The following is a 24,047-nucleotide window of genomic DNA, read 5'->3' on the forward strand; positions in this document are numbered from 1 at the left end:
AGACTTCCGAGCCACGGCTGCACAACGAGATCACTCTGCGGGGTCCGGTGGAATGACGTCACGCCACGCGCACGACGACACGCGGTGGGAGCTCGGCCCCGTCGCGGGGCCCAGCGACCCACGGGACCACGCTGGGCTGTCGACGCCGGTCCCCGAGTCGGTGGACCTGCCGCCGCGGCTGGACACGGCGGTCACGGCGCTGACGGAGCTGCGCGGCTCCACGGTGTCGTTCACCGTGCAGCCCGATCCGGAATCGGTCACCGAGGCCCGCCACTTCGCCATCTCCCGGCTGGCCGAATGGGATCTCTCCGAGCTCGCCGACGACGTCGGACTCGTCGTCTCCGAACTCGTCACGAACGCACTGCGGCACAGCGGAGGGGTGAACTCCAGCGGGCGGCCGGGCGTCGACGTGCACCGCGAGGGCGTGTACGGCGACCCGGCCGACCCGCTGGGCTCCGCGCCGTCCGCCATCAGGCTGCGCCTGGGGCACGAGGCGCCGTGGCTGCTCTGCGGCATCATGGACGCCAGCCGCGCCGCGCCGCGCCGCCGCGAACCCGACTACATCGCCGAGACGGGACGCGGCCTCCACCTCGTCGAGTCGTTCAGCGTCCGGTGGGGGTGGCGGGGGCTCGACCACGGCAAGGTGGTGTGGGCCCTTTTCCGTGCGCCGTGACCCACGGCGCAGCGCCCCCAGGGCGTAATGGAGCGCGACACGGGTAACTATCCAATCCCCCCGCGGGCACCTCGCACAGGGCCCGACGAGCCATGCGGACGAGAGGAGAACCTGTGGACTTCGCCGTCGAGCACCGCGTCGAGAAGGGCCTCACGGTCGTCAAGATCAGCGGTGAGATCGACGTCTTCACCAGCCCCCGGCTGCGCGAGGCGCTGCTCGACATCATCGACAACGGCGGTACCCATCTCGTCATCGACCTCGGGGAGGTGACGTTCCTCGACTCCACCGGCCTCGGCGTGCTGGTCGGGATCTACCACCGGCTCCGCGCGCGCGACGGCTCGATGTCCTTCATGGGCGTCAACGACCGGGTGCGCCGGGTCTTCCACGTCACCCAGCTCACCAAGATCTTCGTCCTGCACGGCTCCCTGGAGGACGCGATCGCGGCCCACGAGGCCGCCACCTCCTGACCCTCCACTCCCCTTTCGAACTCCCCTTCCGAACTCCCCGCCCACTCCCTCCGACTCCACACCTGCTCCCTATCGACACGCGTCCCGCCCCTTCGACACGCGTCCCGCCCCTTCGACACGCGTCCCGCTCCCCTTCGACACGCGTCCCGCTCCCCTTCGACACGCGTCCCGCTCCCCTTCGACACGCGTCCCGCTCCCCTTCGACACGCCTCCCGCTCCCCTTCGACACGCCTCCCGCCCCGCACGCGCTCCCCGCACCCGTCCCCTTTCACCCGTTCTTGTCCGGCTTTGTCGACCTGCTCGTCCACAGGTCGGCGTGGACGCGCCCGAGGCGGGACGCAGCCGGTACGGTGAGACCGAGATCAAGCCCGCCGCTCGGGCATGACCCGCCGACGCGCGCGGTGCTGTCCGCCGGCCGACCCATCGAACGGACGGGAGCGCTCCGTGGCAGAACAGCCGCTGCATGAGCACACGCTCGGCAATGGCCTGCGCGTGGTGGTCTGCGAGGACCACGTCGTACCACTGGCCGCCGTGAACATCTGGTACGGGGTGGGCTCGCGGCACGAGCGGGCCGGCCGGACCGGCCTCGCCCACCTCTTCGAGCACCTGATGTTCCAGGGCTCGGCGAACGTCGCCGAAGGCGAGCACGCCGCGCTGCTGGAGAGCGCGGGCGCCGCGTTCAACGCCAGCACCTCGTTCGAGCGCACGAACTACTACGAGACGGTGCCGGTCAGCCACCTGGAGCTCGCCCTCTGGCTGGAGGCCGACCGGATGGGCACCCTGCCCGCCGCGCTCACCCAGGCCAACCTCGACAACCAGCGCGACGTCGTGAAGAACGAACGCCGCCAGCGCTACGACAACCAGCCCTACGGGACGGCCTTCGAGCGGCTGTGCGCGCTGACGTTCCCCGAGGGCCACCCGTACGCGCACACGCCGATCGGCTCGATGGACGACCTCGACGCCACCACCCTCGACGACTGCACCGACTTCTTCGCCACCTGGTACGCGCCGGGCAACGCCGTCCTGTCCGTCGTCGGCGACGTCGACCCGGCCGCGACGATCGCGGCGGTCGAGCGGTACTTCGGCGGCATCCCGGCCGGCCCGGCCAAGCCCGCCGCCCGCCCCGGCGAGCTCGGGCCGCTGACCGGCGTCCGCGGCGAGACCCTGACCGAGGAGGTCCCCTCCCCGGCCTACTTCGCGATGTTCACGCTGCCGACCGACGGCGGCGACGACGTCGAGGCCGCCGAGCTGGCCGTCGAGATCCTCGGCGGCGGCTCCGGCTCCCGCCTCTACGACCGGATGGTCCGCCGCGACCAGATCGCCACGGAGGTCTGGGCCGGGGTGACCCGGCTCGCCTCCGGCCCGTCGCTGGCGATCGTCGACGCGATCGGGCCGGAACCGGACAAGATCGCCGCCGTGCTGGACGAGGAGCTCGAGCGGTTCGCCGCGCACGGCCCCGACGCCGACGAGACCGCCCGCGCCACCGCGCAGGCCGAGCGCGGCTTCCTGGAGCAGACCGAGACCGTCACCGGCCTGGCCAACGCGCTGTCGCAGAACGCCACCCAGTTCGACGACCCGGCCCGGGTCTTCACCGCCCCCGGCCGCGCCGCCGCCGTCACCGGGGACGCGATCAAGGAGATGGCGGGCCGCTGGCTGGCCCCCGGCGCCCGCACCGCCCTGACCTACGGAGGCACCTCGTGAGCAGCGGCCTGGCACTGCAGCCCCGTCCCGTCCCCGGCCCGGCCCCGGCCTGGGTGTTCCCGTCCGGCGTCGAGGGCCGCGTCCCGGCCGGCCCGGCGACGATCCGCTGCGACCTGCCCGGCCGCCGGCTCGCCGCGGTCCGGCTCGTCCTGCACGCGGGCGCGGGCCGCGAGCCCGCCGGCCTCGACGGCGTCGCCACCCTCGCGGCGCACGCCCTGATGGAGGGCACCGAGCCCGGCGGCGGCACCGCGCTGACCGCCGCGTTCGAGCGCCTCGGCGCCAGCTTCTACGCGAGCGCCGACCTCACCGCGCTGCGCATCGCGCTGGACGTGCCGACCTCCCGCCTCGGCGCCGCCCTCGACCTGTTCTCCGGCGTCGTGCGGCGCCCCGCCCTCGACGACGCCGACGTCCGGCGGCTCGTGCGCGAGCGACTGGAGGAGATCGCCCAGGAGGACGCCGACCCCGGCTCGCGCGCCATGCGCGAACTGCGCGCGGTGATGTTCCCGTCCGAGGCCCGCGCGTCCCGCCCGACGGGCGGCGACCGCTCCTCGGTCGGCGCGCTGCAGGGCTCCGACGTCCGCGCCTTCTACGGCTCCATCGTCCCGGCCGAGGCCACCGCGGTCGTCACCGGCGACCTGTCCGGCACGGGCGCCGACGCGGCCCTCACCGCCGCGCTGGAGTCCTGGGCGGCCACCGGCGAGCCGCTGCCGACCCCCGACCGCGTCCTGCCCGACTCGGCGGCGCGCATCGTCGTCGTCGACCGCCCCGGCTCCGTCCAGACCTACCTCAGCTTCGGGCACGGCGTCCCCAACCGGTCGCACCACGACTGGCCGTCCCTGACGGTCGCCGCGCACGTCCTCGGCGGCGGCCTCACGTCCCGCCTGAACGCGGTGCTGCGCGAGGAGAAGGGCTACACCTACGGCATGCGCGCAGGCCTGCTGCGCATGCGGCACTGCGGCCTGTTCATCGCGCAGGGCTCCGTCCACACCGAGGTCACCGCCGACGCCGTCGGCGACGCGCTGACCGAGCTGCGCAGCGTCGTCTCGCGGGGCATCGACGCGGAGGAGCACGGCCTGTCCGTCCGCGCCCTGGCCGACCGGGCGCCCGCCGAGTACGAGACGGCCCGCGCCGTCGCCGCCGAACTCGCCGACGCGGCGGCGAACGGCCTCGGCACCGGCTACCCGAGCGCCTACCTGGCCGCGGTCCGCGCCTCCACCCCCGACGGGGTGGCCCGCGCCTACCGCAAGCACGTCGACCCGGAGGCGCTCACCGTCATCGCCGTGGGCGACGCCGCCAAGATCCGCGAACCCCTGGAGCGCCTCGGCTACGCCCCGGTCACCGTGACCTCCAAGGAGGAGTGACCGGCAAGGAGGAGTGACCGGCCCGCCGTCCCACCCCGGCACGCGGCCGCACCACGCGGGCCGCACCCACGCCGGAAAGCCCGGCCGCCGCTCACGGACCACCGTGAGCGGCGGCCAGGCCCGGCACCCCGCCACGGCCGCACCTCTGCCCGGTCCCGACGCCACTCGCCCTCGCCCCGTTGCACTACCCCCGCGTGGATCGCAGGGGCGGTGCGTCCGGCGCGGGTGGCCGCGGGCGGGGATCGCGGGAAATAACCGAGGAAATAGGGGCGGAGATCCGCTTCGTGGGTGAACCGATGGCATGGTGAAGTAGGTCTAACTTGCGTGGCCCCAGGCGGACGCGGTGGGCTGGTGCGGGGAGGACGTCCCCGCGAACTGGAGAAGGGAACGGCCGGTGTCCTACGGGCAGATGGCGGGTGGCGGGCCGTCCGTCGACACGATCCTCGCGGAGCCGAACTGCAGGCCGGGCGGGGTCGTGGCGGGCAAGGTCCACCTGCGCGGCGGGCCCGGGCCCGTGGAGATCCGGCATGTGACGCTCGCGCTCATGCCGCGCATGCAGAACCCCCACGGCGGCGAGACCGCGGGGCCCGAGGTGTACCGGGGCGCGCTCACCCGCCGCTTCCGGCTCGAACCGGCGCAGCAGCGCGATCTCGCGTTCTCCATCCCGCTGCCGTACGAGCTGCCGTTCACGACGGTCCTCGGGCACGAGCTGCCCGGTTTCACGATCGGCATGTGCACCGAGGTCGACGCCGTCGGGCAGCCCGACCCGGGCGACATCGACCCGATCTCCGTCGAGCCGCTGGAGTCCCAGCAGTGGGTGCTCGCCTCGATCGCGCGGCTCGGCTTCCAGATCACCAATGTGACGTTCGAGTCGTCGAAGCTGCGCGGCGTCGCGCAGCAGCTGCCCTTCCACCAGGAGATCCACCTCAACCCGCCGGACGCGCACCGGGGGCGGATCGGCAAGGTCGGGCTGAGCTTCGTCGCCAGCCCGCGCAGCATGGCCTTCGTCCTGCGCGCGGAAGACTGCGACACGCCGAAGGACGAGTCGTTCGGCGTGTTCCAGGTCGCGCACGCCGAGGCCGCCGAGACCGACTGGAACGCCAAGATCGGCGAGTGGCTGGAGGCCGCCGCCGCGCTGCCGCGCTCGTCGGCGCCCGGCGGCGGGGGTCCCGCCGGGGCGCCGCTGCCGCCGCCCGGCGGCTCGCCCTTCCCGCCGCCGCCCCCGGGTGATGCCGCCCCGTACGGGCAGGCGGGGAACGCCCAGTTCCCGCCCCCGGCGCCCGCCCCCGGCGAGGCACCGGCCGCCTACTCCCCCGATCCCGGGTACGGGGGTGCGCCGAACCCCGCGTTCCCGCCTCCCGGCGCGCCCGCGCACGCCGCCATGCCTCCCGGGCCCGGAGCGCCGCCTCCGCCCGGTCAGCCGCCGTACGGCGCTCCTGCCCCCGGCCAGACCCCGCCGCCGCCTCCGCCTCCCGGCGGGGCGTTCCCACCTGGGCCCTCCGGACCGCCGCCCGCGCACCACGGTGCTCCGCCTCCCGCGCCGCCGGGCCCTGGCGGCATGCCCGGCCACTCCGCACCGCCGCCCGCACCGCACGGTGCCCCGCCGCCCGCACCGCACGGTGCCCCGCCGCCTCCGTCACCGCACGGTCCCCCGCCTCCGGCGCCCCAGGGTCCGCCGCCTCCGGCGCCCGGCGGCCCGTATCCGCCGGCACCGGGCCACGCGGGCCCGCCGCCCGCCTACCCGCCCGCGGCGCACGGGCACCCGGCGCCACCGCCGATGCACGTCCGCCACGGCCACCACGGGCACCGGGGCCACCACGGCATCGCCGCCGCGGGCCTGGTCGGCGGTGCCGCGGCGGCCGGTGTCGCGGGCGGCATGGCCTTCGGCGCCATGGGCGACGCCGCCGGGCAGGCGGCGAACGTGGCCGGCTACGTCGCGGGCGCCCCGGTGGACGCCTTCGGCAACGCCGTCGCCGGATACGCCGGGAACGTCGCCGGCGGGATGATCGCGGACGCGGCCGGCGGCGTCGCCGGGGACATCGCGGGCGACGTGGCCGGCGAGCTCGCGGGCGGTGCCGCCGAGGTCCTCGGCGGGCTGCTCGGCGGGCTCTTCGGCTGACCGCACGCACCGAATTCGCCGGACCTTTCGGACGAGATACGCCGCGATCTCGTCCAATCCGGCCACGGATGGTTATCGTCGAAGGCGCAGCCGCTTCCCGAGGAGTCACATGACCACCGTGATCCTGGTCCTGCTCTGCCTTGCGATCGCCGGACGCGAGCTCTACCTGGCGTCCGACAAACGGCTCCCTCGCGCCCAGGCGGAGCTGCGGCAGCTGCGCAGGCAGCTGGACGACCTCGCCAGGGACCACCAGGCCCTCAAGGCGGTGGTGGACGAGGCGACGGAGCCGGCGGGCATCCCCATCCCGCCGCCGGAGCCGCCCACCGAGATCCTCGAACGGCTCGACTCCGCCGTCGGGCGGGTGGAGCGGCTGGAGAAGCAGTTCGGCGACATCTCCGCCGAGCTGGCCGGCGCCGACCTCGACCGCGACGCCCAGCGCGCTCTGGCCCGCTCCCTCGACGCGGTGGAGCAGGACGTCCTCGAACTGCACCGCGAGATGCTCGACCGGCTGGACCGCGAGGAGGGCGTCGTCACCGGCGTCCTGCTCAGCGAGGAGGGCGAGAACGAGACGCTGCTGGCGGAGGCGTACGAGAAGTGCGCCGCCGAGTGCGGGCTGCGCGTCCGCATCCGCGACCAGCGCTCCGCGCAGGCGACCGGCACCTACTGGGGCACCGTGTACCACATGTCGGGACGGCGCCCCGATGTCCTCGCCGAGGACCTGTTCTCCTACGTCCGCGCCCTCTACGACCCGCGCGACGAGTCCGCCGTCAACGCGCTGCTCACCGAGCTGGCGTCGCTGCGCGGCGGCGGCATCGCGCAGTTCGGCGCGTTCGTCGCGGTGGGCACGCCGAGCGCGCTGCTGTGCGGCGTCCTCCCGGACGACGAGAGCACGCCGCCGACCGAACCGTGGCAGCTCGTCGACCGCATCCGCGAGCTGCCCGCCGACCGGCAGCGCGACCTGTCCTGGCTGCGCCCCGACGACTGATCACAGCCGGACGACTGATCACGGCCCGACGACTGATCACGGGCGGACGAACCGGGCCGCGCCCTCCTCGTCCACCCCGAAGGCCAGCAGGCAGCGCGGCACGCGCGCCGCGTCGATCCGCAGGCAGAGCCCGAGCCGCAGGTCCGGGTCGACGACCACGACCTGGCGCAGCGCCCGCAGCGCCCGCCGCACCCGCGCCCGCGTCTCCGGACGCCCCGGCTCGTGCAGCGTCCCGGTGACGACCCTGCCCGCGTACCGCCACAGCGCCGCCGAGTCGAGCACCCGCACGCCCGCCTCCGTGAGCTTCGCGACGACCACGACCCCGCCGTCGTCGTCCTCCGCTCCCGGCGGCACCCGCAGCGCGCCCTCACCCGACAGGTCGCGCGGCGCCCTCGGCCCGCCGACCGCGCGGTGGTAGCGCAGCGGATCGAGCGTGTCGATGACGAACGCGCCCGCGTAGGGCCGGGACGCGCGCGGCGGGGCGGCCCGCCCCGGCATGGGCGACCGCACCGGGCGCCTCGCCTGATGCGCGCTGAGGTCGAACACCATCCCGGCGTCGTCGAGCCAGGCGGGCACTCCGAGGCTCGTCGCCGCCTTCCTGTCGAGCGCGCCCAACGCCACATCGCTCCGCCGCGAGAGCGCCGAGGCGATCCCCAGTCCGGGGAAGGCGCTCTCCAGCACCGCCAGCATCGCGCGCCACGTCGTCCCGCCGACGAACTCCCCGACGAAAGCGTCCGCCATGGCCCCGCGCCCCATGGACTCGACCACGTCCCCCGGCCGCGGCGCCGGCACGGCCCCCACCGGCGGCTCCGCCGACAGTCCCTTCACCGGCAGGTACGGCTCGTCCTGCCCCGGACGCGCCACCACATCGGGCCTGGTCTCCCGCTCCGCCTCGCCGCCGCCCCACTCCTGCGGGACCTCCGACGGCCCCGGCGGCTGCGCGCCGCCCGACTGACCACCGGTGTCGTAAGGCGTCCACGCGGCCGTGCCTTCTCCCGGCTCCGCCGAGGGCACCGAACCGTGCGGCGCCCACGTCGGCGTCAGCGGCTCCTCAGCAGCCCCGTCGGCGGTCTCGTAGGGCGTCCAAGGCTCCGTGGACGCCGACGCCCCGCCGAGCGCCTCGCCACCCGACGACCGCTCCCCTTCGGCTTCGGCCCCGGACACAGGCTCTTGCCCAGTCGACGCCGCCGCACCCTGCTCAGGGGACGACGTCGCCGCGCCGGCGCTGGAGCCTTGCGTCCACTCCTGTGAGGACGGCGGCCTCGCCGAGTTCGCCTGCTCGCTCGCAGGCGTCACTGGAGAAGCAGCACCGTCCCGCTCGGAATACCAAGACGACGGGCCGCCCGCCGAGCGCTCGCCTTCCGATGGCACAGCACCCGGATCATGTGGCGCCCAACCCGGCGAAGATTCAGACGAGGAAGAACCCGACTCCTCGTGCACCGGGTTCACCGGCGAAGCAGCACCGTCCCGCTCAGTTGACGAGCCACCTGCCTCTTGCGGATACCAAGACGGGCCGCCCGACGACCGCTCACTCTCCAAGGGCGCAGCACCTGAACCAGGCGGCGCCCAACCAGGCGAAGACCCGGACGACGAAGAAGCCGACTGTTCCCCGGCCGGGTTCGGCGGAGGGGCGACAGGGCCCTGGTCGGCGGCCGGCCGGCCGCCCGCCTGCTGCGGGTACCACGATGACGGCTCGGCTCCCGCAGGGGCGGCGCCGCGGTCGGGAGGCGGGGTGCCGGGCGGGCCCTGCCCTGGGGACGGCGCCGGGCCCGGCTGCTGGGGGTACCACGTTGACGCCGCTGGCGCGGCGGGCGTCTCGTGGGGCCTCCACGGCTGGGTGGGCGTGGTGGACGCGGCGTCCCGTCCTGGTGCCGGGGTGCCCGATCCCTCCGGGTACCACGACTGCGGCGTGGCCGGGGGTGCGGCGCCGGGGGCGGGCGGCGGCGCCCCGCCCTGGTCGGGCGGAGTGGGGTGGGGGACCCATTCGGACGTGCGCTTGCCTGCGACGTGGACGTCTCCCGGATGGGGAACCTGGACGGGGTCCCCGGAAGAGTCCTCTGGCTCGGGGCTGGGGCGGTCACGCGGGCCGATTCTCACGTTGTCGATCCTGCGCTCCTATCAAGATCATCGGCAAGGTCGGCCGCCGAAGAGGGCGGCGCAGAGGGGGGCGAGGGTGTCGGGTTCGCCGGCGGTGAGGACGGGGCCCGGGTCGAGCCGGAGGCGGACGAGCGCCTCGCGGTCCTCCGGGTCGCCGGTGCCCTGGGCGGCGGCGATGTCCCGCAGGCCGACCGGGACGGTCTCGGGGATGTCGGCGGTGAGGGCGGCGCCGGGCAGTTCGGCCAGCCACAGGTCGAGGACGCGGTGGGCGAGGCCGTTGAGGACGCGGCCCCAGGGTTCGAGGAGGTCGGGCGTGACGTTCTCGGTCTGCAGCTCGGGGAGGCCGAAGCGGGCGAGGCCCTTGGTGGTGACGAAGAAGCCGTCCGGGCCGGCGGTGTGCGGGAGGAGCATCCAGTCGGTGAGCCGGACGGTCCCGTCCGGGCCGGGCAGGGAGCGCCGCAGGTGCTCGGGCGCCAGGACCCGCGGGGTGAACACGTCCACCACCGGGGTGCCCGCGATCGCCGCCAGGGCCCCGGCGACGGCGCGGGACGCCCATTCGTGCGCGGGCGGGCGGCCCGGCGGGTAGGCGGCGCGGACGGCGATCAGGTGCGCGGCGGACGTGATCGCCTCCAGGTCGGGGGCGGCGGCGCCGTAGGCGGCGAGCAGGTCGCGGGGCAGCGGCGGGAAGGCGTCCGCGGGCCGCTGGTCGAGGGTGAGCATGGGGCTGCCGAGCATGCCGAGGACGAGGTCGCGCAGCGGCGGCTCGGTGTGGTGCGCGATGTGGTCGCGGGCGAGGGCCGCGGGGTCGTCGAGCGGTTCGGTGAGCGCAACGGCATAGGTTCCGTAGAGGGTCTCCGGCACGGGCAGCGTCAGATGTTCACCCAAACTCGTCCCCCGGGGGTAGTCGGCACCCTTCGATCAGAGCCGATGGGGACGGCGGAACGGATCTGGCGGCAACGGAACATTTACCTCACATCGGCTACCTCACCTCAGCGCGGCAGCCGCTGCTCGAACCAGACGATCTTGCCCGCGGCGGTGCGGTGGGTGCCCCAGCGGGCGGCGAAGTGCCCGACGAGCTGGAGGCCGCGGCCCGACTCGTCGGTGGCCTCGGCGTACCGCAGGTGCGGCAGGTCGTGGCCGTCGTCGTGGACCTCGCAGACCAGCGTCCGGCCCTTGATCAGGCGGACGCCGAGAGCCCCGGCGCCGTGCACGAGCGCGTTGGTGACGAGCTCGCTGACGAGCAGCTGCGCGGTGTCGGTGAGGGCGTGCAGGCCCCAGCCGGCGAGCCGGGCGGCGACCTGCGCGCGGATCCACGGGACGCTGTTCGGCTCCGGGGCGAGCTCCCAGGCGGCGGCCTCGTCCTTGGGGATGCCGTCGCAGCCGACCGCGACGAGCGCGATGTCGTCGGCGGGGGTGTGCGCGGCGAGCGCGGCGAGGAGGTCGTCGCAGGCGCCGTCGAGGTCGCCGGACGCCCCGGCGAGCAGCCCGCGCAGCCGCTCCAGGCCCTCCTCGACGTCGCGGTCGCGGCGTTCGAGGAGCCCGTCGGTGCACAGGACGAGCCGCGAGCCGTCCTCGACGTCGACCTCCATCGTCCGGAACGGCTCGCCGCCGACGCCGATCGGCACGCCGGGCGGGACGTCCAGCACGCGGCTCTCGCCGGCGGGCGAGACGAGCACGGGCGGGACGTGCCCCGCGTTGGCGAACGTGCAGCGCCGCTCGACCGGGTCGTACACCGCGTAGAGGCAGGTGGCGAGGTAGTCCTCGCCGAGCCGGCGGGCGAGCCCGTCGAGCTGGCGCAGCACCCGGTCGGGACGCATGTCCTCGGCGGCGAGGGTGCGCACGGCGGTGCGCATCTGCCCCATGATCGCGGCGGCGGTGAGGCCGTGCCCCATCACGTCCCCGACGACGAGGCCGAGCCGGCAGCCGGGCAGCGGGATCGCGTCGAACCAGTCGCCGCCGACCTGCGCGGCCTGCTCGGCCGGGCGGTACCGGTAGCGGACGCGGGCCCCGGCGACCTCGGGCGGGTCGTCGGGCAGCATGCTGCGCTGCAGCTTCTCGGCGACCTGGACCTCGCGCCGGTAGAGCCGCCCGTTGTCGATGCACAGCGCGGCGCGGCGGGCGAGCTCGTCGACCATGGCGAGTTCGAGGTCGCCGAACCCGGGCCGGTCGGGCTTGCGGAGCAGCTTGAACGTGCCGAGGACGCGGCCGCGCGCGATGAGCGGGACGACCAGCAGCGCCCGCCCGGCGAACAGGCCGCGCAGCTCCGGGTTGCCGAACGCGATGGCGAGCCGGGCGGCCTGCCCGGGGCCGACGCGCCGGATGTGCACGGGGCGCCCGGTCCGCATGGCCTGGACGAACGGTGTGCCGGACGGCAGGAACAGCGGCTCCCCCTCGCGGACGGCGTCGTCCCAGCGCCCATGGTCGTCGTTGTGGGCGACGGCGACGCGGCGCATCGGGGTGGTCTCGTCGACGTCGTCGGCGGGCGGGGCCGAGTCGGCGACGACGCGTTCGAGGAGTTCGACGGCGGCGAAGTCGGCGAGCCGCGGGACGATGACCTGGGCGAGCGTCCGGGCGGCGTGCAGGTGGTCGAGGGAGCTGCCGATCTGCGCGCCGGCCTCGCCGAGGTAGGCGAGGGGCTCCCAGGCGGCGGGAACGTCGCCGCCCGCGGACCGTCGCCGGCGGGCCTGGGCGGCGGGCCGCGGCGCCGGGACGGCCGGCGGCCCCCCGGCGTGCGGGACGACCGGCAGCCGGACCGTCAGCCCGAGCGCGACGGCCGGGCAGCCGAGCCCCGCGACCCGGGAGGTGATCTTCTCCGCGGCGGCCGGGTCGAGCGCGGGCAGCAGTCCGGCGAGCCGTCCGGTGAAGGTCTCGGCGGCGCCGTCGCCGTCGCCGGACGGCGCGGCGAGGGCGGGCTCGACGCGCAGCAGCCGGGTGGCCGGGCGGCGGGCCGGGGCCGGGCCCTCCGGCGGCGAGAGCAGCAGGTCGCCGACGGTGATGCTGATCCCGTTGCGGCGGAGCCGGTACAGGTCGGCGGCCAGCGCCAGCACGCTGACGCCGCGCTCACCGGGCGCCCGGTCGATGGGGTACACCCACCAGGCGACCTCGGCGGGTTCGCCGGTGTCGACCCGCGGCAGGGTGCAGGAGCCGCACCAGACGTGCCCGAACGTCTCCGGTTCGAAGGCGCCGCGGTGCTCGGACGGCAGCCGCAGCAGCGCGGCGGGCGGGCGGCCCAGTGCGCGTGGTGCCCCGACCCCGAACAGCTCGGCGGCGGTGTCGTCCCAGTGGCTGATGTGGCCGTGCTCGTTCAGCGTGATGGCGGCCATCTTCGCCACTCCCAGCAGGTCTGCGATGACCATGCTGTCCCCCTTCCGGGCGCGGTGCACCCGAAGTCCCCGGCGACGCCTGGTAAAGGGGACGTTACCTGCTGTAAGACGAGTGCGCTGCAACTCAGCAGAAATGCTCTGGATGAGCGCCCGCCTCGCTTGCCGAAGGGCTTCGAGCACGCTGGATTCGGGCGTCGGGCCAGGACGGAGCCGCAGGGGATCGGCGAGCACAAATGGACGTCTCCGCCAAGATGCCCGCCCGGACCGGAGGTGGCCAGCATGGCCGGAATGCACCGCGCACAGTAATTCAGTGGCCGAATGCGGGCTTAGGCAACTTTTGCCCCATTGACACCCTTTGCCCTCCGGCAGACGATCGCGCAACCCCCGTTGTGATCCCTGCCAGGAGGCGCAATGCCGCGCACATCGTTCCGGCGTCGAAGACTCACGCCCATCGCCGCCACCGCCGCGCTCCTGTTAGGGACGCTCGTCGCGGCGCCCGCCCACGCAGCACCGGCCCACGCAGCACCGGCCCACGCGGCCCTCACCGACGCGGCACCGGGCCCGGCGGCGTCCGGCCCGGCCGTGGGCGTCTACACCGCCGAGCTGACCCCCGACCAGGTGAAGGTGCTGACAGGCGCCGCCCTCGACCGGGAGGACGTCCGCTTCTCCAAGAGCGCGCAGAAGGACCGGGTACACGTCGAGGTCGTCATGAGCGGCACCGAAGCCGCCGCCCTCAACGCGCGGGGTCTCGACCTCACCGCGGCTAAGGACGCCCGCGCGCGCACTAAGGCCGCCGCGCAGAAGGTCTTCCGCCCCTACAGCGGGCCGGGCAACATCCGCGAGGAGCTGCTCAAGGTCGCGGCCGACCACCCGTCCATCGCGAAGGCCGTGGACATCGGCACGTCCATCAAGGGGCAGCCGATCACCGCCGTGCGGGTCGCGGGCAAGGAGCGGCGCGGGCACGGCAAGCGGCCCGTCGTCGTCTACCAGGCCGCGCAGCACGCCCGCGAGTGGATCACCCCGGAGATGGTCCGCCGGCTGCTGCACCACTACGTCGGCGGGTACGGCACGGACGCGGCGCTCACCAAGGTCATCGACACGACCGAGCTGTGGTTCGTCCCCGTCGTCAACGTCGACGGCTACGACCTGACGTTCCAGGACGGCTTCCGGCTGTGGCGCAAGAACGTCCGCGACAACAACGGCGACGGCCAGATCACCGGCGCGGACGGCATCGACCTCAACCGCAACTTCCCCTTCAAGTGGGGCTACGACAACGAGGGCTCCTCGCCCCTGCCGGCCAGCCAGACGTTCCGCGGCAAGGCGCCGGCGTCCGAGCCGGAGACGCGCGCGCAGCTCGACCTCTACAAGCGCGTCCGCCCGAAGTACCTGATCAACTACCACTCGGCGGCGGAACTGCTGCTGCACGGCGTGGGCTGGCAGGCCCTCACCCGCAGCCCGGACGACGCGATCCACGACGCCCTGCTCGGAGACATCGACCACCCCGCCGTCCCCGGCTACACGCCCGAGCTGGGCGCCCAGCTCTACACGACCAACGGCGAGACCGACGGCCAGGTCGACGGCGCCTACGGCAGCCTCGCGATCACGCCGGAGATGGCGACCTGCACGACCGCCGCCGACGAGGACCCGGACGACGCCTGGGAGCCCGGCGACTGCGGCAGCGACTTCGAGTTCCCGGACGACGAGGCGCTGATCGAGCGGGAGTTCCGCAAGAACCTGCCGTTCGCGCTGTCGGTCGGCAGGTCCGCGCACACGCCGGACGAGCCGGTGTCCCCCGTGGGACGCACCGCGCCCGACTTCGAGACCGACGCGTTCGCGACGTCGTACGGGTCGTCGCAGGAGGTCGCGTCCGTGATCCGCAGGTCACTGAAGAACAAGGAGCTGCGCTACCGGGTCAACGGGGGCCGGGTGCGGCACGGGCACGTGCGCGAATGGCGCGGCGGCGAGCGGTTCGGCCGCGACGGCAGGATCTACTACGCCGAGTACCGGGGCACGATCGACCGGCAGCGGCCCGGCGACCGGATCGAGGTGTGGTTCACCGGCCGGAAGGGCCACAAGCAGGTGGAGAGCAAGCACTTCACCTACACCGTCCGCGACCAGCACAAGGCGGACGTCCTGATCGTCGCGGACGAGGACTACACCGGGATCAACCCCGTCTACCCCGCCAAGGCACCCCGGTACACCGGCCAGTACGCCGACCTCGTCAAGGCGGCGGGGCACCGGCCGCTCGTCTGGGACATCGACAGGGACGGCGTCCCGCACGACCTCGGCGTCCTGAAGCACTTCAAGGCCGTCGTCTGGTACCTCGGCGACAACCGCCTCACCCAGGACCCGGCCGACGACCCGGTGAAGACCTACATCGGCAACGCCCCGGACTCGCAGGTGGCCGACCGCGAGAAGGACCTCGTCCTGTCGGTCCGCTCGTACCTGAACGAGGGCGGCAAGCTCCTCCACACCGGCGAGACGACCGGTTACTACGGCCCGATCAGCCGGCTCAACGGAGGCGGCATCTACTACGGCCTGAAGGGCCATCCCGAGAAGCCGTGCGTGGTCACCGGCAACTTCCGGGACGACTGCGAGCTCCTGTCGGACGACTTCCTCCAGTACTACATGGGGGCCTACGACAGGCAGCGCGTGGGCGCGCCCACCGGCTTCACCGGAACCAGGGACCCGTTCTCCGGAGTCACGTCCGCGCTCGGCGGCACCGCGACCAACCCGGTGAACGAGGCCGGCGGGTTCCAGGTCACCTCGACCGTCCTGCCCAAGGCGGAGTTCCCGCAGTTCACCAGTTGGAAGGCCGGGGACTACACCGGCGCCGCCGCGCCCACCGAGCCCGTCGAGGGCCAGTGGTACGTCGCCGGCCCGCACCAGGACGGCGCCTACCGCCGCCTGACCCGCACGATCGACCTCTCGTCGATCACCGCGGCCCAGGCCCCGACCCTGCAGGCCCAGCTCTCCTACAGCACCGAGACGGGCTTCGACAACATCATCGTCGAGGCGCACACCGCCGGAGCCGAGGACTGGACCACGCTGCCCGACAAGAACGGCCGGACGAGCACCGCCGTCCCCGAGCAGTGCGAGCAGGGCTACTACCTGGACATGCATCCCTTCCTCACCCACTACCTCACCGGCGGCAACCCCTGCGGCAACACCGGGACGTCCGGCCAGTGGAACGCCTTCACCGGCAACTCCAACGGCTGGGTCCCGGCCGCGTTCGACCTGTCCGCCTACGCGGGCAAGAAGGTCGAGGTGTCCATCTCCTACGTCAGCGACCCCGCCACCGGCGGGACCGGGGTGTTCATCGACGACACCCGGCTGACCACGTCCGGCGGCCAGCCCGACGCCGAAGGGTTCGAGGCCGGGCTCGGCCCGTGGACGATCCAGGGCGCCCCCGCCGGCAGCCCCGGCAACGGCGCCGAGTACGTCCGGTCGCAGGCCCTGATCGACTCCGTGTCCGCGGTGGCGACCCGGGACACCGTCCTGCTCGGCTTCGGCATCGAGCAGTCCCCCGGCGCCCGGACCCTGATCACCAAGGCCCTGCGCCACCTGCTCGACTGACCGCAACACCCACTCCGCATAGACCCACTCCGCATAGACCCACTCCGCATACACCCACGATCCGCATCCCACGGTCCGCATCCCACGGTCCGCATCCCACGGTCCGCATACGCCCGCAATCCGCATACGCCCACGAACGCGGCCCTCGTCCCGGACGCTCGACGCTCTGGGCGGGGGCCGCCCCTTTCGGGACAGGTGGGAATAGCCCGGCGTCGGCGCGCCTTATACCAAGGGTTCATCGCGGGTTCGCCGACACGCCACGCGGATGTGATGAGCGACACCTCGATCCGAGGCAACCTTTTGGACCCTTCCACGCGTCTTACCTGGCAGGAAGACCACCGGCGGGTGGTCAAGCGCCTGATCGAGCATCGCCCGCGACGTCCCGGACCACCGGGGTCGCCCTGGCACCGCCGACCCGCGCAGAACCTCCGGCCCGGCCTCCGCGCGGGACCGGGGACCTTCTCCGAACCCGCCGGGAACGGTGGCACGTACCACTCAACGGGGGGCGGTTTCATCCGCCCGGTCCGCGCGTGCCCCCGACCACGCGCCATGCAACCGGCCCTTCTCACACGGGGCCCTACCACGGGGAGCGACGATGACCGCTGTCACCACTGTCCGCGACAACGGCCGCGACGCCAGCCGCACGATCCACACCATGAGCATCAAGGGCGGCGCCGGCGTCGAGAGCGGCGCCGGTACCAAGAGCGACACCGCCGTTAAGAGCACCGTCAAGAACACCGCGAGCGCCGCCGGCGACGGCGCGCGCGCGAAGAGGAGCACCACGAACATCGACAGCACCCGGCGCTACGAGCAGGACGTGCTTCCGCTGGCCGACCCGCTGTACGCGAGCGCCGTCCGGATGACCCGCAACTCCGCCGACGCCGAGGACCTCGTCCAGGAGACCCTGGCCAAGGCCTACGTGAACTTCCACCAGTTCCAGGAGGGCACGAACCTCAAGGCCTGGCTGCACCGGATCCTCACCAACAACTTCATCAACACCTACCGCAAGAAGCAGCGCGAGCCCCAGCGCGCCGGCTCCGAGGAGCTGGAGGAGTGGCAGCTCGCGCAGACCGAGGCGCACAGCTCCGGTTTCCGGTCCGCCGAGTCCGAGGCCCTCGACCGCATCCCCGACTCGCAGGTCATCGACGCGCTGCGCGCCCTGCCGAAGGACTTCCGCGACGCCGTCTACCTGGCCGACGTCGAGGGCTACGCCTACAAGGAGATCGCCGAGATGATGGGCACCCCCATCGGCACGGTGATGTCCCGGCTGCACCGCGGACGCAAGCAGCTCCGCGAGTCCCTCGCTGGCCACCGCCGCGCCGCGCACACCCTCGCGGCCTGACTCCCGAGTCGCACCGGATCGCCACTGCACGCGATCGCAATTGCTCGATTTCGCAATTCGCGATGATCGGAAAAAACGTGGTCCCGCAGCTGCCCCGTGGCTGCGGGATCACTTGTTTCCACCTACAGAACGTTGTCGGTTCGCTACTCTGAGTGGAGAGTCCCCTCGACCATTCGGAGGCTTTCGTGTCGAACCTCCTGACGGGGGTCATCGCCGGTGCGGTGATCGCCCTCGTGCCCGCCGTCCCTTCGGATTCGTCGCTGCGGCTCACGCTCACCCATCCCGGGCGCGACACGTCCGGGACGCGGGCCGTCACGCTGCGGTGCGATCCGCCCGCAGGCGCGCATCCCTCGGCGGCCCGGGCGTGCGCCGAGCTGAAGGCGTCCGGGGGGAGGTTCGAGCACCCGCCGGACGGCCGGATGTGCACCGCCGTCCACGCGCCGGTCGTCGCGCGCGCTGACGGTAAGTGGCGCGGAAAACCGGTGCGGTTCCGGGCCGAGTACGGCAACGACTGCGCCATGTGGTCGCGGACCGGCACGGTGTTCGCCTTCTGACCGCGGATGCTTCCCACTACGGACGCTTCCCACTACGGACGCTTCTGACCACAACGCTGCTGACCACGCGAAACGACACGAAATGTCGGCTCGTCCCCAACTGTCCGAATAGGCGCGCCGACCCTGGGTAAGGCGCGCTCACGGGACACGCGAGCCGCCGGGCGATTCGGGAGGATGTGCGCGCGATGCCACCAAGGGTCAGCGACGTGATGACGGAGGCCCCCCTGTCATTGCCGCTCGACGCGACGCTGTACGAGGCGGCCCGCGCGATGCGGGACGAAGGCATCGGCGACGTGCTCGTCACCTATGCCGGGCGGTTGTGCGGGGTGGTGACCGACCGCGACATCGTGGTCCGCGCGGTGGCGGAGAGCCGGAACACGGCGCTCACCCACCTCGGGGACGTGTGCACGGCGGAGCTGATCACCGTCCGCCCGGACGACGACACCGGGACCGTGGCGCGGCTGATGTGCGAGCAGGCCGTGCGCAGGCTCCCGGTCGTGGACGCCGAGGAGCGCCTGGTGGGCATCGTCTCCATCGGCGACCTCGCGATGGCGAACGGGGAGACGGGTCCGCTCGGGGAGATCAGCAAGGCGCCGCCCAACAACTGAACCCAACGACCCGGCCCGGCAACCAGGCCCCGCGACCGGGCCCACGACCGGGCCCACGACCGACAAGGCCCGACGACTAGGACGCTCCATGGACCACGAGGGTCGCCACGGGCGCGGCCATGCGCCGCAGGTGCCCGGCCAGGATAATCTCGGAGGAGTGACGGCCACCGAAACGGTCCTCACGGACCAGCTCGCCCTCGAGATCGCCCGGCTGGGCATGGTCGGGGAATCCTCGGACGTCGGCACCCTGAACCGGGTGACCGAGCTGGCCGCGCGCGCCGTGCCCGGCTGCGCCGGCGCGGCGAGCGTCCGGTGGGCACTGCCCCCGGCGGCCGGCGCGGCGACCGCGTGGCCCGCGGCCGCCGAGGCCCCGGACCGGGACGCGGAGATCGCCGTGGACGCCCGCGCGGCGGAGGAGGCGCGGCCGGAGCCGCTCGCGGCCGCCGCGAGCCATCCCGATCTCGCCGAGGTGACCGACCGGCAGCTCTCGCGCGGGCACGGGCCGCTCTACGACGTGGTACGCGAGCGCCGGGTCCTCACCTCCGACGACATCCTCGCCGAGACCCGCTGGCCCGAGTCGATGTCGGACATGCTGCGCCGCGGGGTGCGCTGCTTCAGCACGACCCCGCACCTGAACCCGCCCGTCCTGGTCACGCTGACCCTCTACGGGGTGCAGCCGAAGGCGCTCGGCCACGGCCGGCACGCGCTCGCGGCGCTGCTGCTGGCGCAGGGCACCGCCGCCGTGTCCAACTCCCAGCAGTACGACGACGTGCACCGGACGGCCGTCCAGCTCCAGCAGGCCGTGGAGGCGCGCGCGATCGTCGACCAGGCCAAGGGCATCCTCATGCACGCGCTGGGCTGCGACGCCGACGAGGCGTTCGCCGAGATGCGTCGTATCTCACAGACACGTCATGTGAAGCTGACGGCGCTCGCGCAGCGTATCGTCGGTCACCAGGGCCTTCCTTAAGGCTGTGCTTACAGACGCATGCGGGAGAGGCGAATAGGCTGCTCGAAGCGGCTTCGCGGACCGCGGCCGGTCCGGAGGGGAGCCGTGCTGGTTCCACCGTGTGACGCGGAGGAGAAGGAGACCAGATGCACGATCAGCCCGACCAGCTCGAACCCGAATCCCTGACGCGGGAGATCACGGATCTCGAGGGACGCATCGGCGAGCTGCGCCAGGCCGCCGGGGTCCCGGAGCCCGATCTGCGCGCCACGCTGGACGCGGCGCTGGTCGAGCTCGAGCTGGCGCTGACCGTGCTGCGCACGATGGGCGGCGAGCAGTCCGGCGAGCAGGGCGGGTCGGCCGCGGCGGAGAACGAGCGCCGGGTGCTGCGCACCGTGTTCCAGGACGCCCCCGTCCCGCTGTTCCTGCTGGACCGGACGACCAGCGTCCGCCGCGTCAACCGGCAGGCGGCGATGCTGCTCGGCACGTCGTCCGGGTACGTGTCGGGCAAGCAGTTCACGGCGTTCTGCGACATGGCGACGCGCGCGGCGGTCCGGTCGCAGCTGGCCGCCGTGGTCCGGACGGGCCGGCGCCGCCGCGTCAACGTCCGCTTCCTCGGCCGGGACCGCCCGGTCGACGCCGTGGTGACGCTGGCGCGGGTGTGGATCCGCGGTGAGCCCGACCCGATGGTCGTGGTGGCGGTCGGCCCGACGACCACGCCCGTCGACGACGAGGAGCCGCGCCGGCCGCAGGCGCGGGGCCGGGCGCGGACGGCGCAGCACGCGCCCGCCGACGACGAGGCCGTGGCGACGATCGTCCACCGGATGGACGTCCTCGCCACCGCGAGCGAGCTGCTGCTCGACGAACCGGTCTTCAACGAGACGGTGGCGGTGCGGCGCTGCGCCCGGCTGCTGGCCGCCGAGCTGGCCGACTGGGCGTTCATCGACCTGACCGGCCCCCCGGGCGCCGGGCCGGGCGGCGCGCCGCAGGGCGGCATCCACGCGGCGAGCGCGAAGCCGGAGCTGCGCCGCCAGGTGGTGATGGGCCCCGAGGACGAGCACTCCGTCGAGGCCGCGCGGATGCTGGAGGAGGTCGAGCCCGGCCAGGGCACCCTCCCGCACACCGTGTTCGTCACCCGGCAGAGCGCCCTGCGCCCGCACCTGGAGAACCTCGACGTGCTCGGCGTCTGCCCGGACGGCCAGCCCGTCTGCGGCAAGATCGGCGCGACCTCGGTGCTGAGCGTGCCGATCGAGGACGGCGACCGCGCCATTGGAACGATCACACTGGCGGCGAGCGGCGAGTACGGCGCGTTCGACCTGATGGACCTCGGGGTCGTGCAGCGGCTCGGCCGGTACCTGGCGCTGGTGATCCGCGCGGCGCGGCTGTACCGGCGGCGCGCCGAGGTCGCCGACACGCTCCAGGCGGGGCTGCTGCCGAAGAGGCTCCCGGCCATCCCGGGCGTACGGGTGGCCGCCAAGTACCTGACGTCCACGCACGGCTCCGACGTGGGCGGCGACTTCTACGACGTGTTCCGCACCGAGAGCGGCTGGGGGCTCGTCCTCGGCGACGTGTGCGGCAAGGGCGAGGACGCGGCGGCGGTGACGTCGACGGCGCGGCACTGCGTCCGGCTGGCGTCGCGGTGGAAGTCGTCCCCCGGGGACGTCCTCGGCATCGTGAACGAGGCGCTGCTGGAGGAGGACCGGTTCGTCACGGCCGTGATGGCCGGGCTGACGCTGGAGACGGAGCGGATCGTCGTGTCGCTGGGCACCGCCGGGCATCCGCCGGCGATCGTGGTGCGCGCCGACGGGGTGATCAGGTCGGCGTCGCGGGGCGGCGTCCCGCTGGGCCTGTTCGAGGACTTCGAGGCCGGGCTGGACACCATCGACCTCGCCGTCGGCGACACGCTGATCCTGCACTCCGACGGGGTGCTGGAGGCGTGCGACATGACGCGGCAGGAGTTCGGCCAGGAGCGGCTGCTGGAGGCGCTCGCCGGGCACGCCGGCGACACCCCGGAGGGCATGCTCGCCGGGGTGGAGCAGGCGCTGCTCGACTTCTGCGACGGCGACCTGCGCGACGACGTGTCGATGCTCGCGCTGCGGGTCGAGCAGCCCACCCTGGACTGACCCGGCCTGGACTGCCCCGTCCTGGACTGCCCCGTCCTGGACTGCCCCGGCCTGGACTGACGCCGCCCGGACTGACCACCCCGAACCGACCGTCATGCGCCGGTTGTCGGGATGATGGTCGTTCAGCCGGGGTAGATCGGGTACATGACCGTCGATCCCGCCGACAAGCCGCGCAATGAGACCGAGTACGAGCGGCTGGACCGGCAGCTGATGGAGCTGCTCCAGGGGTTCCGGGTCGCGACGACCGGGGTGCAGGTGCTGTTCGCGTTCCTGCTGACCGTCCCGTTCTCCGCCGGTTACGACAAGGTGGACGGCACCGGGACGACGCTGTACTACATCGCGCTGTTCGCCGCCGCGTTCGCGTCGATCTGCTTCATCGCGCCGGCGTTCCAGCACCGCATCCTGTTCCGGCTCGGGCAGAAGGAGCTGCTGATCAAGCGCGCGAACCAGTACGGCATCGCCGGCGCGTTCGCGCTGGCGGTCTCGATCACCGCGGCGACCATGCTGATCGTCGAGTCGCTGTCGGAGCGGGCGGTCCCGGTCGTCCTGACGGCCGTGGGGATCCTGGCGCTGAGCGGCTGGGTGTGGTTCGTCCAGCCGTATCTGGCCCGGATGAAGGCGAACGCCCGCGCGGAGGGCGACACGTGACCGCGCGGGCGCTCCCCGGCGGTCAGTAGGCGCGGCCGAAGATGACGCGCTTGCCGTAGGCGGACGGGCGGCCGCACTTGACGCAGGTACCGGTCTCCTCGGGCGCGTCCGCCGGGATGACCCGCGGGGTCGCGGCGGTGTCGGCCTTGATCGCGTCCTCGCACTCGGTCTCGCCGCAGTGGAAGGCGCGGGCCCAGCCGGTGGCGACCTGCGCGGCGAAGGCGTCCCAGCCGTCCACGACGGCGGTGTTGGACTCGCGGAACTCCTCGGCCCTGGCCAGCAGGAACGCCTGGAAGTCGGCGAGCATCCCGGGCAGCACCTCGGGGACCTTGGCGAGCGGGATCTGCTCCTTGCCCTGCCCCTCGGCGGTCGGCAGCCGCCGGACGACGGTCGCGACGCCGGCCTCGATGTCGCGCTTGCCGAGCTCGATGCGGACCGGGACGCCGCGCATCTCCCACTCGTTGAACTTGAAGCCCGGCGACAGCTGCGGGCGGTTGTCGTCGACGTGCACGCGCACGCCCGTCGACTTGATCGCCGCGCCCAGCCGGCGGGCCTCGGCGGCGGCCTGCTCGCCCTGCTCCTTGCGCCCGATCGGGACGATCACGACCTGGTAGGGGGCGAGCCGCGGCGGCAGCACCAGGCCCTTGTCGTCCCCGTGCGTCATGATCACGCCGCCGATCATGCGGGTGCTCATCCCCCAGGACGTGGTGTGGGCGTGGGTGAGCTTGCCCGCCTCGTCCTGGTACTGGATCTCGAACGCCTTGGCGAAGTTGGTGCCGAGGTAGTGCGACGTGCCGGCCTGCAGGGCCCGGCCGTCCCGCATCATGCCCTCGATCGTGTAGGTGCGGACGGCGCCGGCGAACCGCTCGCCGGGCGTCTTCTCCCCGGGCACGACCGGCATCGCCGCGAGGTCGCGGGCGACGGCGGCGTAGGCGTCCAGCGCCCACATCGTCTCGCGCATCGCGTCGTCCTCGTCGATGTGCGCGGTGTGGCCCTCCTGCCAGAGGAACTCGGTCGTGCGCAGGAACATCCGGGGCCGCATCTCCCACCGGACGACGTTCGCCCACTGGTTCAGCAGCAGCGGCAGGTCGCGGTGGGAGTCGATCCACTTGGCCATGTACTCGCCGATGACGGTCTCGGACGTGGGCCGCACGACGAGCGGCTCCTCCAGGTCCTTGCCGCCGGCGTGGGTGACGACCGCGAGCTCCGGCGAGAAGCCCTCGACGTGCTCGGCCTCGCGCTTGAGGTAGGACTCCGGGATGAACATCGGGAAGCAGGCGTTGTCGTGGCCCGCGTCCTTGATGCGCCGGTCCAGGTCGGCCTGGAGCAGCTCCCACATCCGGAAACCGTACGGTCGGATGACCATCGTGCCGCGCACCGGGCCGCGGTCGACGAGCTGGGCCTGCACGACCACCTCGTTGTACCAGGCGGAGAAATCCTCGCTCTGCGGTGTCACACCTTCTCGACTCACGGCACACAAGGGTACTGACCATCGGCGCTGATCCGGGCACCTTCGCTACCCTCGCG

At 73.5% G+C, this 24,047-nt stretch carries 17 protein-coding genes; 13 read left to right on the forward strand and 4 right to left on the reverse strand.

All coding sequences use genetic code 11. The features are described from left to right. Positions 1-52: 52 nt before the first annotated feature. The 6 genes from CHF16_RS17320 to CHF16_RS17345 all read left to right on the forward strand — a co-directional run bounded on the left by CHF16_RS17320 (position 53) and on the right by CHF16_RS17345 (position 7,306). The gene (locus CHF16_RS17320; RefSeq protein WP_143228020.1) at positions 53-673 is read left to right on the forward strand and encodes an ATP-binding protein; all 621 of its coding nucleotides are present in this window, start codon (positions 53-55) and stop codon (positions 671-673) included. A 113-nt stretch (positions 674-786) separates the two neighbouring features. Continuing rightward, complete coding sequence (locus CHF16_RS17325; RefSeq protein WP_245868678.1) at positions 787-1,140, forward strand: STAS domain-containing protein; 354 nt, start codon at positions 787-789, stop codon at positions 1,138-1,140. Between the two features lie 444 nt (positions 1,141-1,584). Beyond that, on the forward strand, positions 1,585-2,841 hold the full coding sequence (locus CHF16_RS17330; protein WP_089327083.1) for a M16 family metallopeptidase: 1,257 nt from the start codon (positions 1,585-1,587) through the stop codon (positions 2,839-2,841). Then, complete coding sequence (locus tag CHF16_RS17335; protein ID WP_089327084.1) at positions 2,838-4,202, forward strand: M16 family metallopeptidase; 1,365 nt, start codon at positions 2,838-2,840, stop codon at positions 4,200-4,202. Before CHF16_RS17330 ends, CHF16_RS17335 begins: the two co-directional genes overlap by 4 nt. A 394-nt stretch (positions 4,203-4,596) precedes the next feature. Continuing rightward, positions 4,597-6,321 carry a sporulation protein gene (locus CHF16_RS41870; RefSeq protein ID WP_089327085.1) on the forward strand — a complete coding sequence of 575 codons (1,725 nt, stop codon included), beginning with the start codon at positions 4,597-4,599 and terminating at the stop codon, positions 6,319-6,321. 109 nt (positions 6,322-6,430) lie between these two features. Further along, positions 6,431-7,306, forward strand: coding sequence for a hypothetical protein (locus CHF16_RS17345; protein ID WP_089327086.1), 876 nt, complete (start codon positions 6,431-6,433; stop codon positions 7,304-7,306). A 36-nt stretch (positions 7,307-7,342) separates the two neighbouring features. Here CHF16_RS17345 and CHF16_RS17350 read toward each other — a convergent pair whose 3' ends face one another. The 3 genes from CHF16_RS17350 to CHF16_RS17360 all read right to left on the reverse strand — a co-directional run bounded on the left by CHF16_RS17350 (position 7,343) and on the right by CHF16_RS17360 (position 12,759). Beyond that, on the reverse strand, positions 7,343-8,470 hold the full coding sequence (locus CHF16_RS17350; RefSeq protein ID WP_089327087.1) for a hypothetical protein: 1,128 nt from the start codon (positions 8,468-8,470) through the stop codon (positions 7,343-7,345). A 960-nt stretch (positions 8,471-9,430) separates the two neighbouring features. Then, complete coding sequence (locus CHF16_RS17355) at positions 9,431-10,288, reverse strand: hypothetical protein (RefSeq protein ID WP_143228021.1); 858 nt, start codon at positions 10,286-10,288, stop codon at positions 9,431-9,433. A gap of 104 nt (positions 10,289-10,392) precedes the next feature. Beyond that, entirely contained in the window at positions 10,393-12,759 is a 2,367-nt protein-coding gene (locus tag CHF16_RS17360; RefSeq protein WP_089327089.1) for a SpoIIE family protein phosphatase, read from the reverse strand. Between the two features lie 378 nt (positions 12,760-13,137). On the opposite strand from CHF16_RS17360, the gene CHF16_RS17365 reads away from it, so the two are divergent. The 7 genes from CHF16_RS17365 (at position 13,138) to CHF16_RS17395 (ending at position 22,520) form a co-directional block, all read left to right on the forward strand. Further along, a complete protein-coding gene (locus CHF16_RS17365) occupies positions 13,138-16,302 on the forward strand; it encodes a M14 family metallopeptidase (protein WP_089327090.1) in 3,165 nt (1,054 codons plus the stop codon). Between the two features lie 655 nt (positions 16,303-16,957). Further along, a complete protein-coding gene (locus CHF16_RS17370; RefSeq protein WP_089327166.1) occupies positions 16,958-17,644 on the forward strand; it encodes a sigma-70 family RNA polymerase sigma factor in 687 nt (228 codons plus the stop codon). A 185-nt stretch (positions 17,645-17,829) separates the two neighbouring features. Continuing rightward, a complete protein-coding gene (locus CHF16_RS17375; protein WP_179271565.1) occupies positions 17,830-18,198 on the forward strand; it encodes an SSI family serine proteinase inhibitor in 369 nt (122 codons plus the stop codon). A 209-nt stretch (positions 18,199-18,407) separates the two neighbouring features. Further along, positions 18,408-18,806, forward strand: a complete 399-nt coding sequence (locus CHF16_RS17380) for a CBS domain-containing protein (RefSeq protein ID WP_245868681.1) — start codon at positions 18,408-18,410, stop codon at positions 18,804-18,806. A gap of 157 nt (positions 18,807-18,963) precedes the next feature. Then, positions 18,964-19,773 carry an ANTAR domain-containing response regulator gene (locus CHF16_RS17385; protein WP_245868684.1) on the forward strand — a complete coding sequence of 270 codons (810 nt, stop codon included), beginning with the start codon at positions 18,964-18,966 and terminating at the stop codon, positions 19,771-19,773. A gap of 125 nt (positions 19,774-19,898) precedes the next feature. Further along, the gene (locus tag CHF16_RS17390) at positions 19,899-21,872 is read left to right on the forward strand and encodes a SpoIIE family protein phosphatase (protein WP_089327094.1); all 1,974 of its coding nucleotides are present in this window, start codon (positions 19,899-19,901) and stop codon (positions 21,870-21,872) included. Positions 21,873-22,016: 144 nt separating this feature from the next. Further along, positions 22,017-22,520 (forward strand): DUF6328 family protein, encoded by a 504-nt coding sequence (locus CHF16_RS17395; protein ID WP_089327095.1) that lies wholly within the window; start codon positions 22,017-22,019, stop codon positions 22,518-22,520. Positions 22,521-22,542: 22 nt separating this feature from the next. Here the strand turns inward: CHF16_RS17395 and proS are convergent, their stop codons facing one another. Next, positions 22,543-23,991, reverse strand: coding sequence for a proline--tRNA ligase (gene proS, locus CHF16_RS17400; RefSeq protein ID WP_179271566.1), 1,449 nt, complete (start codon positions 23,989-23,991; stop codon positions 22,543-22,545). Positions 23,992-24,047: the final 56 nt, after the last annotated feature.

It is taken from the genome of Actinomadura meyerae, assembly GCF_900188445.1.
GTDB lineage: Bacteria > Actinomycetota > Actinomycetes > Streptosporangiales > Streptosporangiaceae > Spirillospora > Spirillospora meyerae.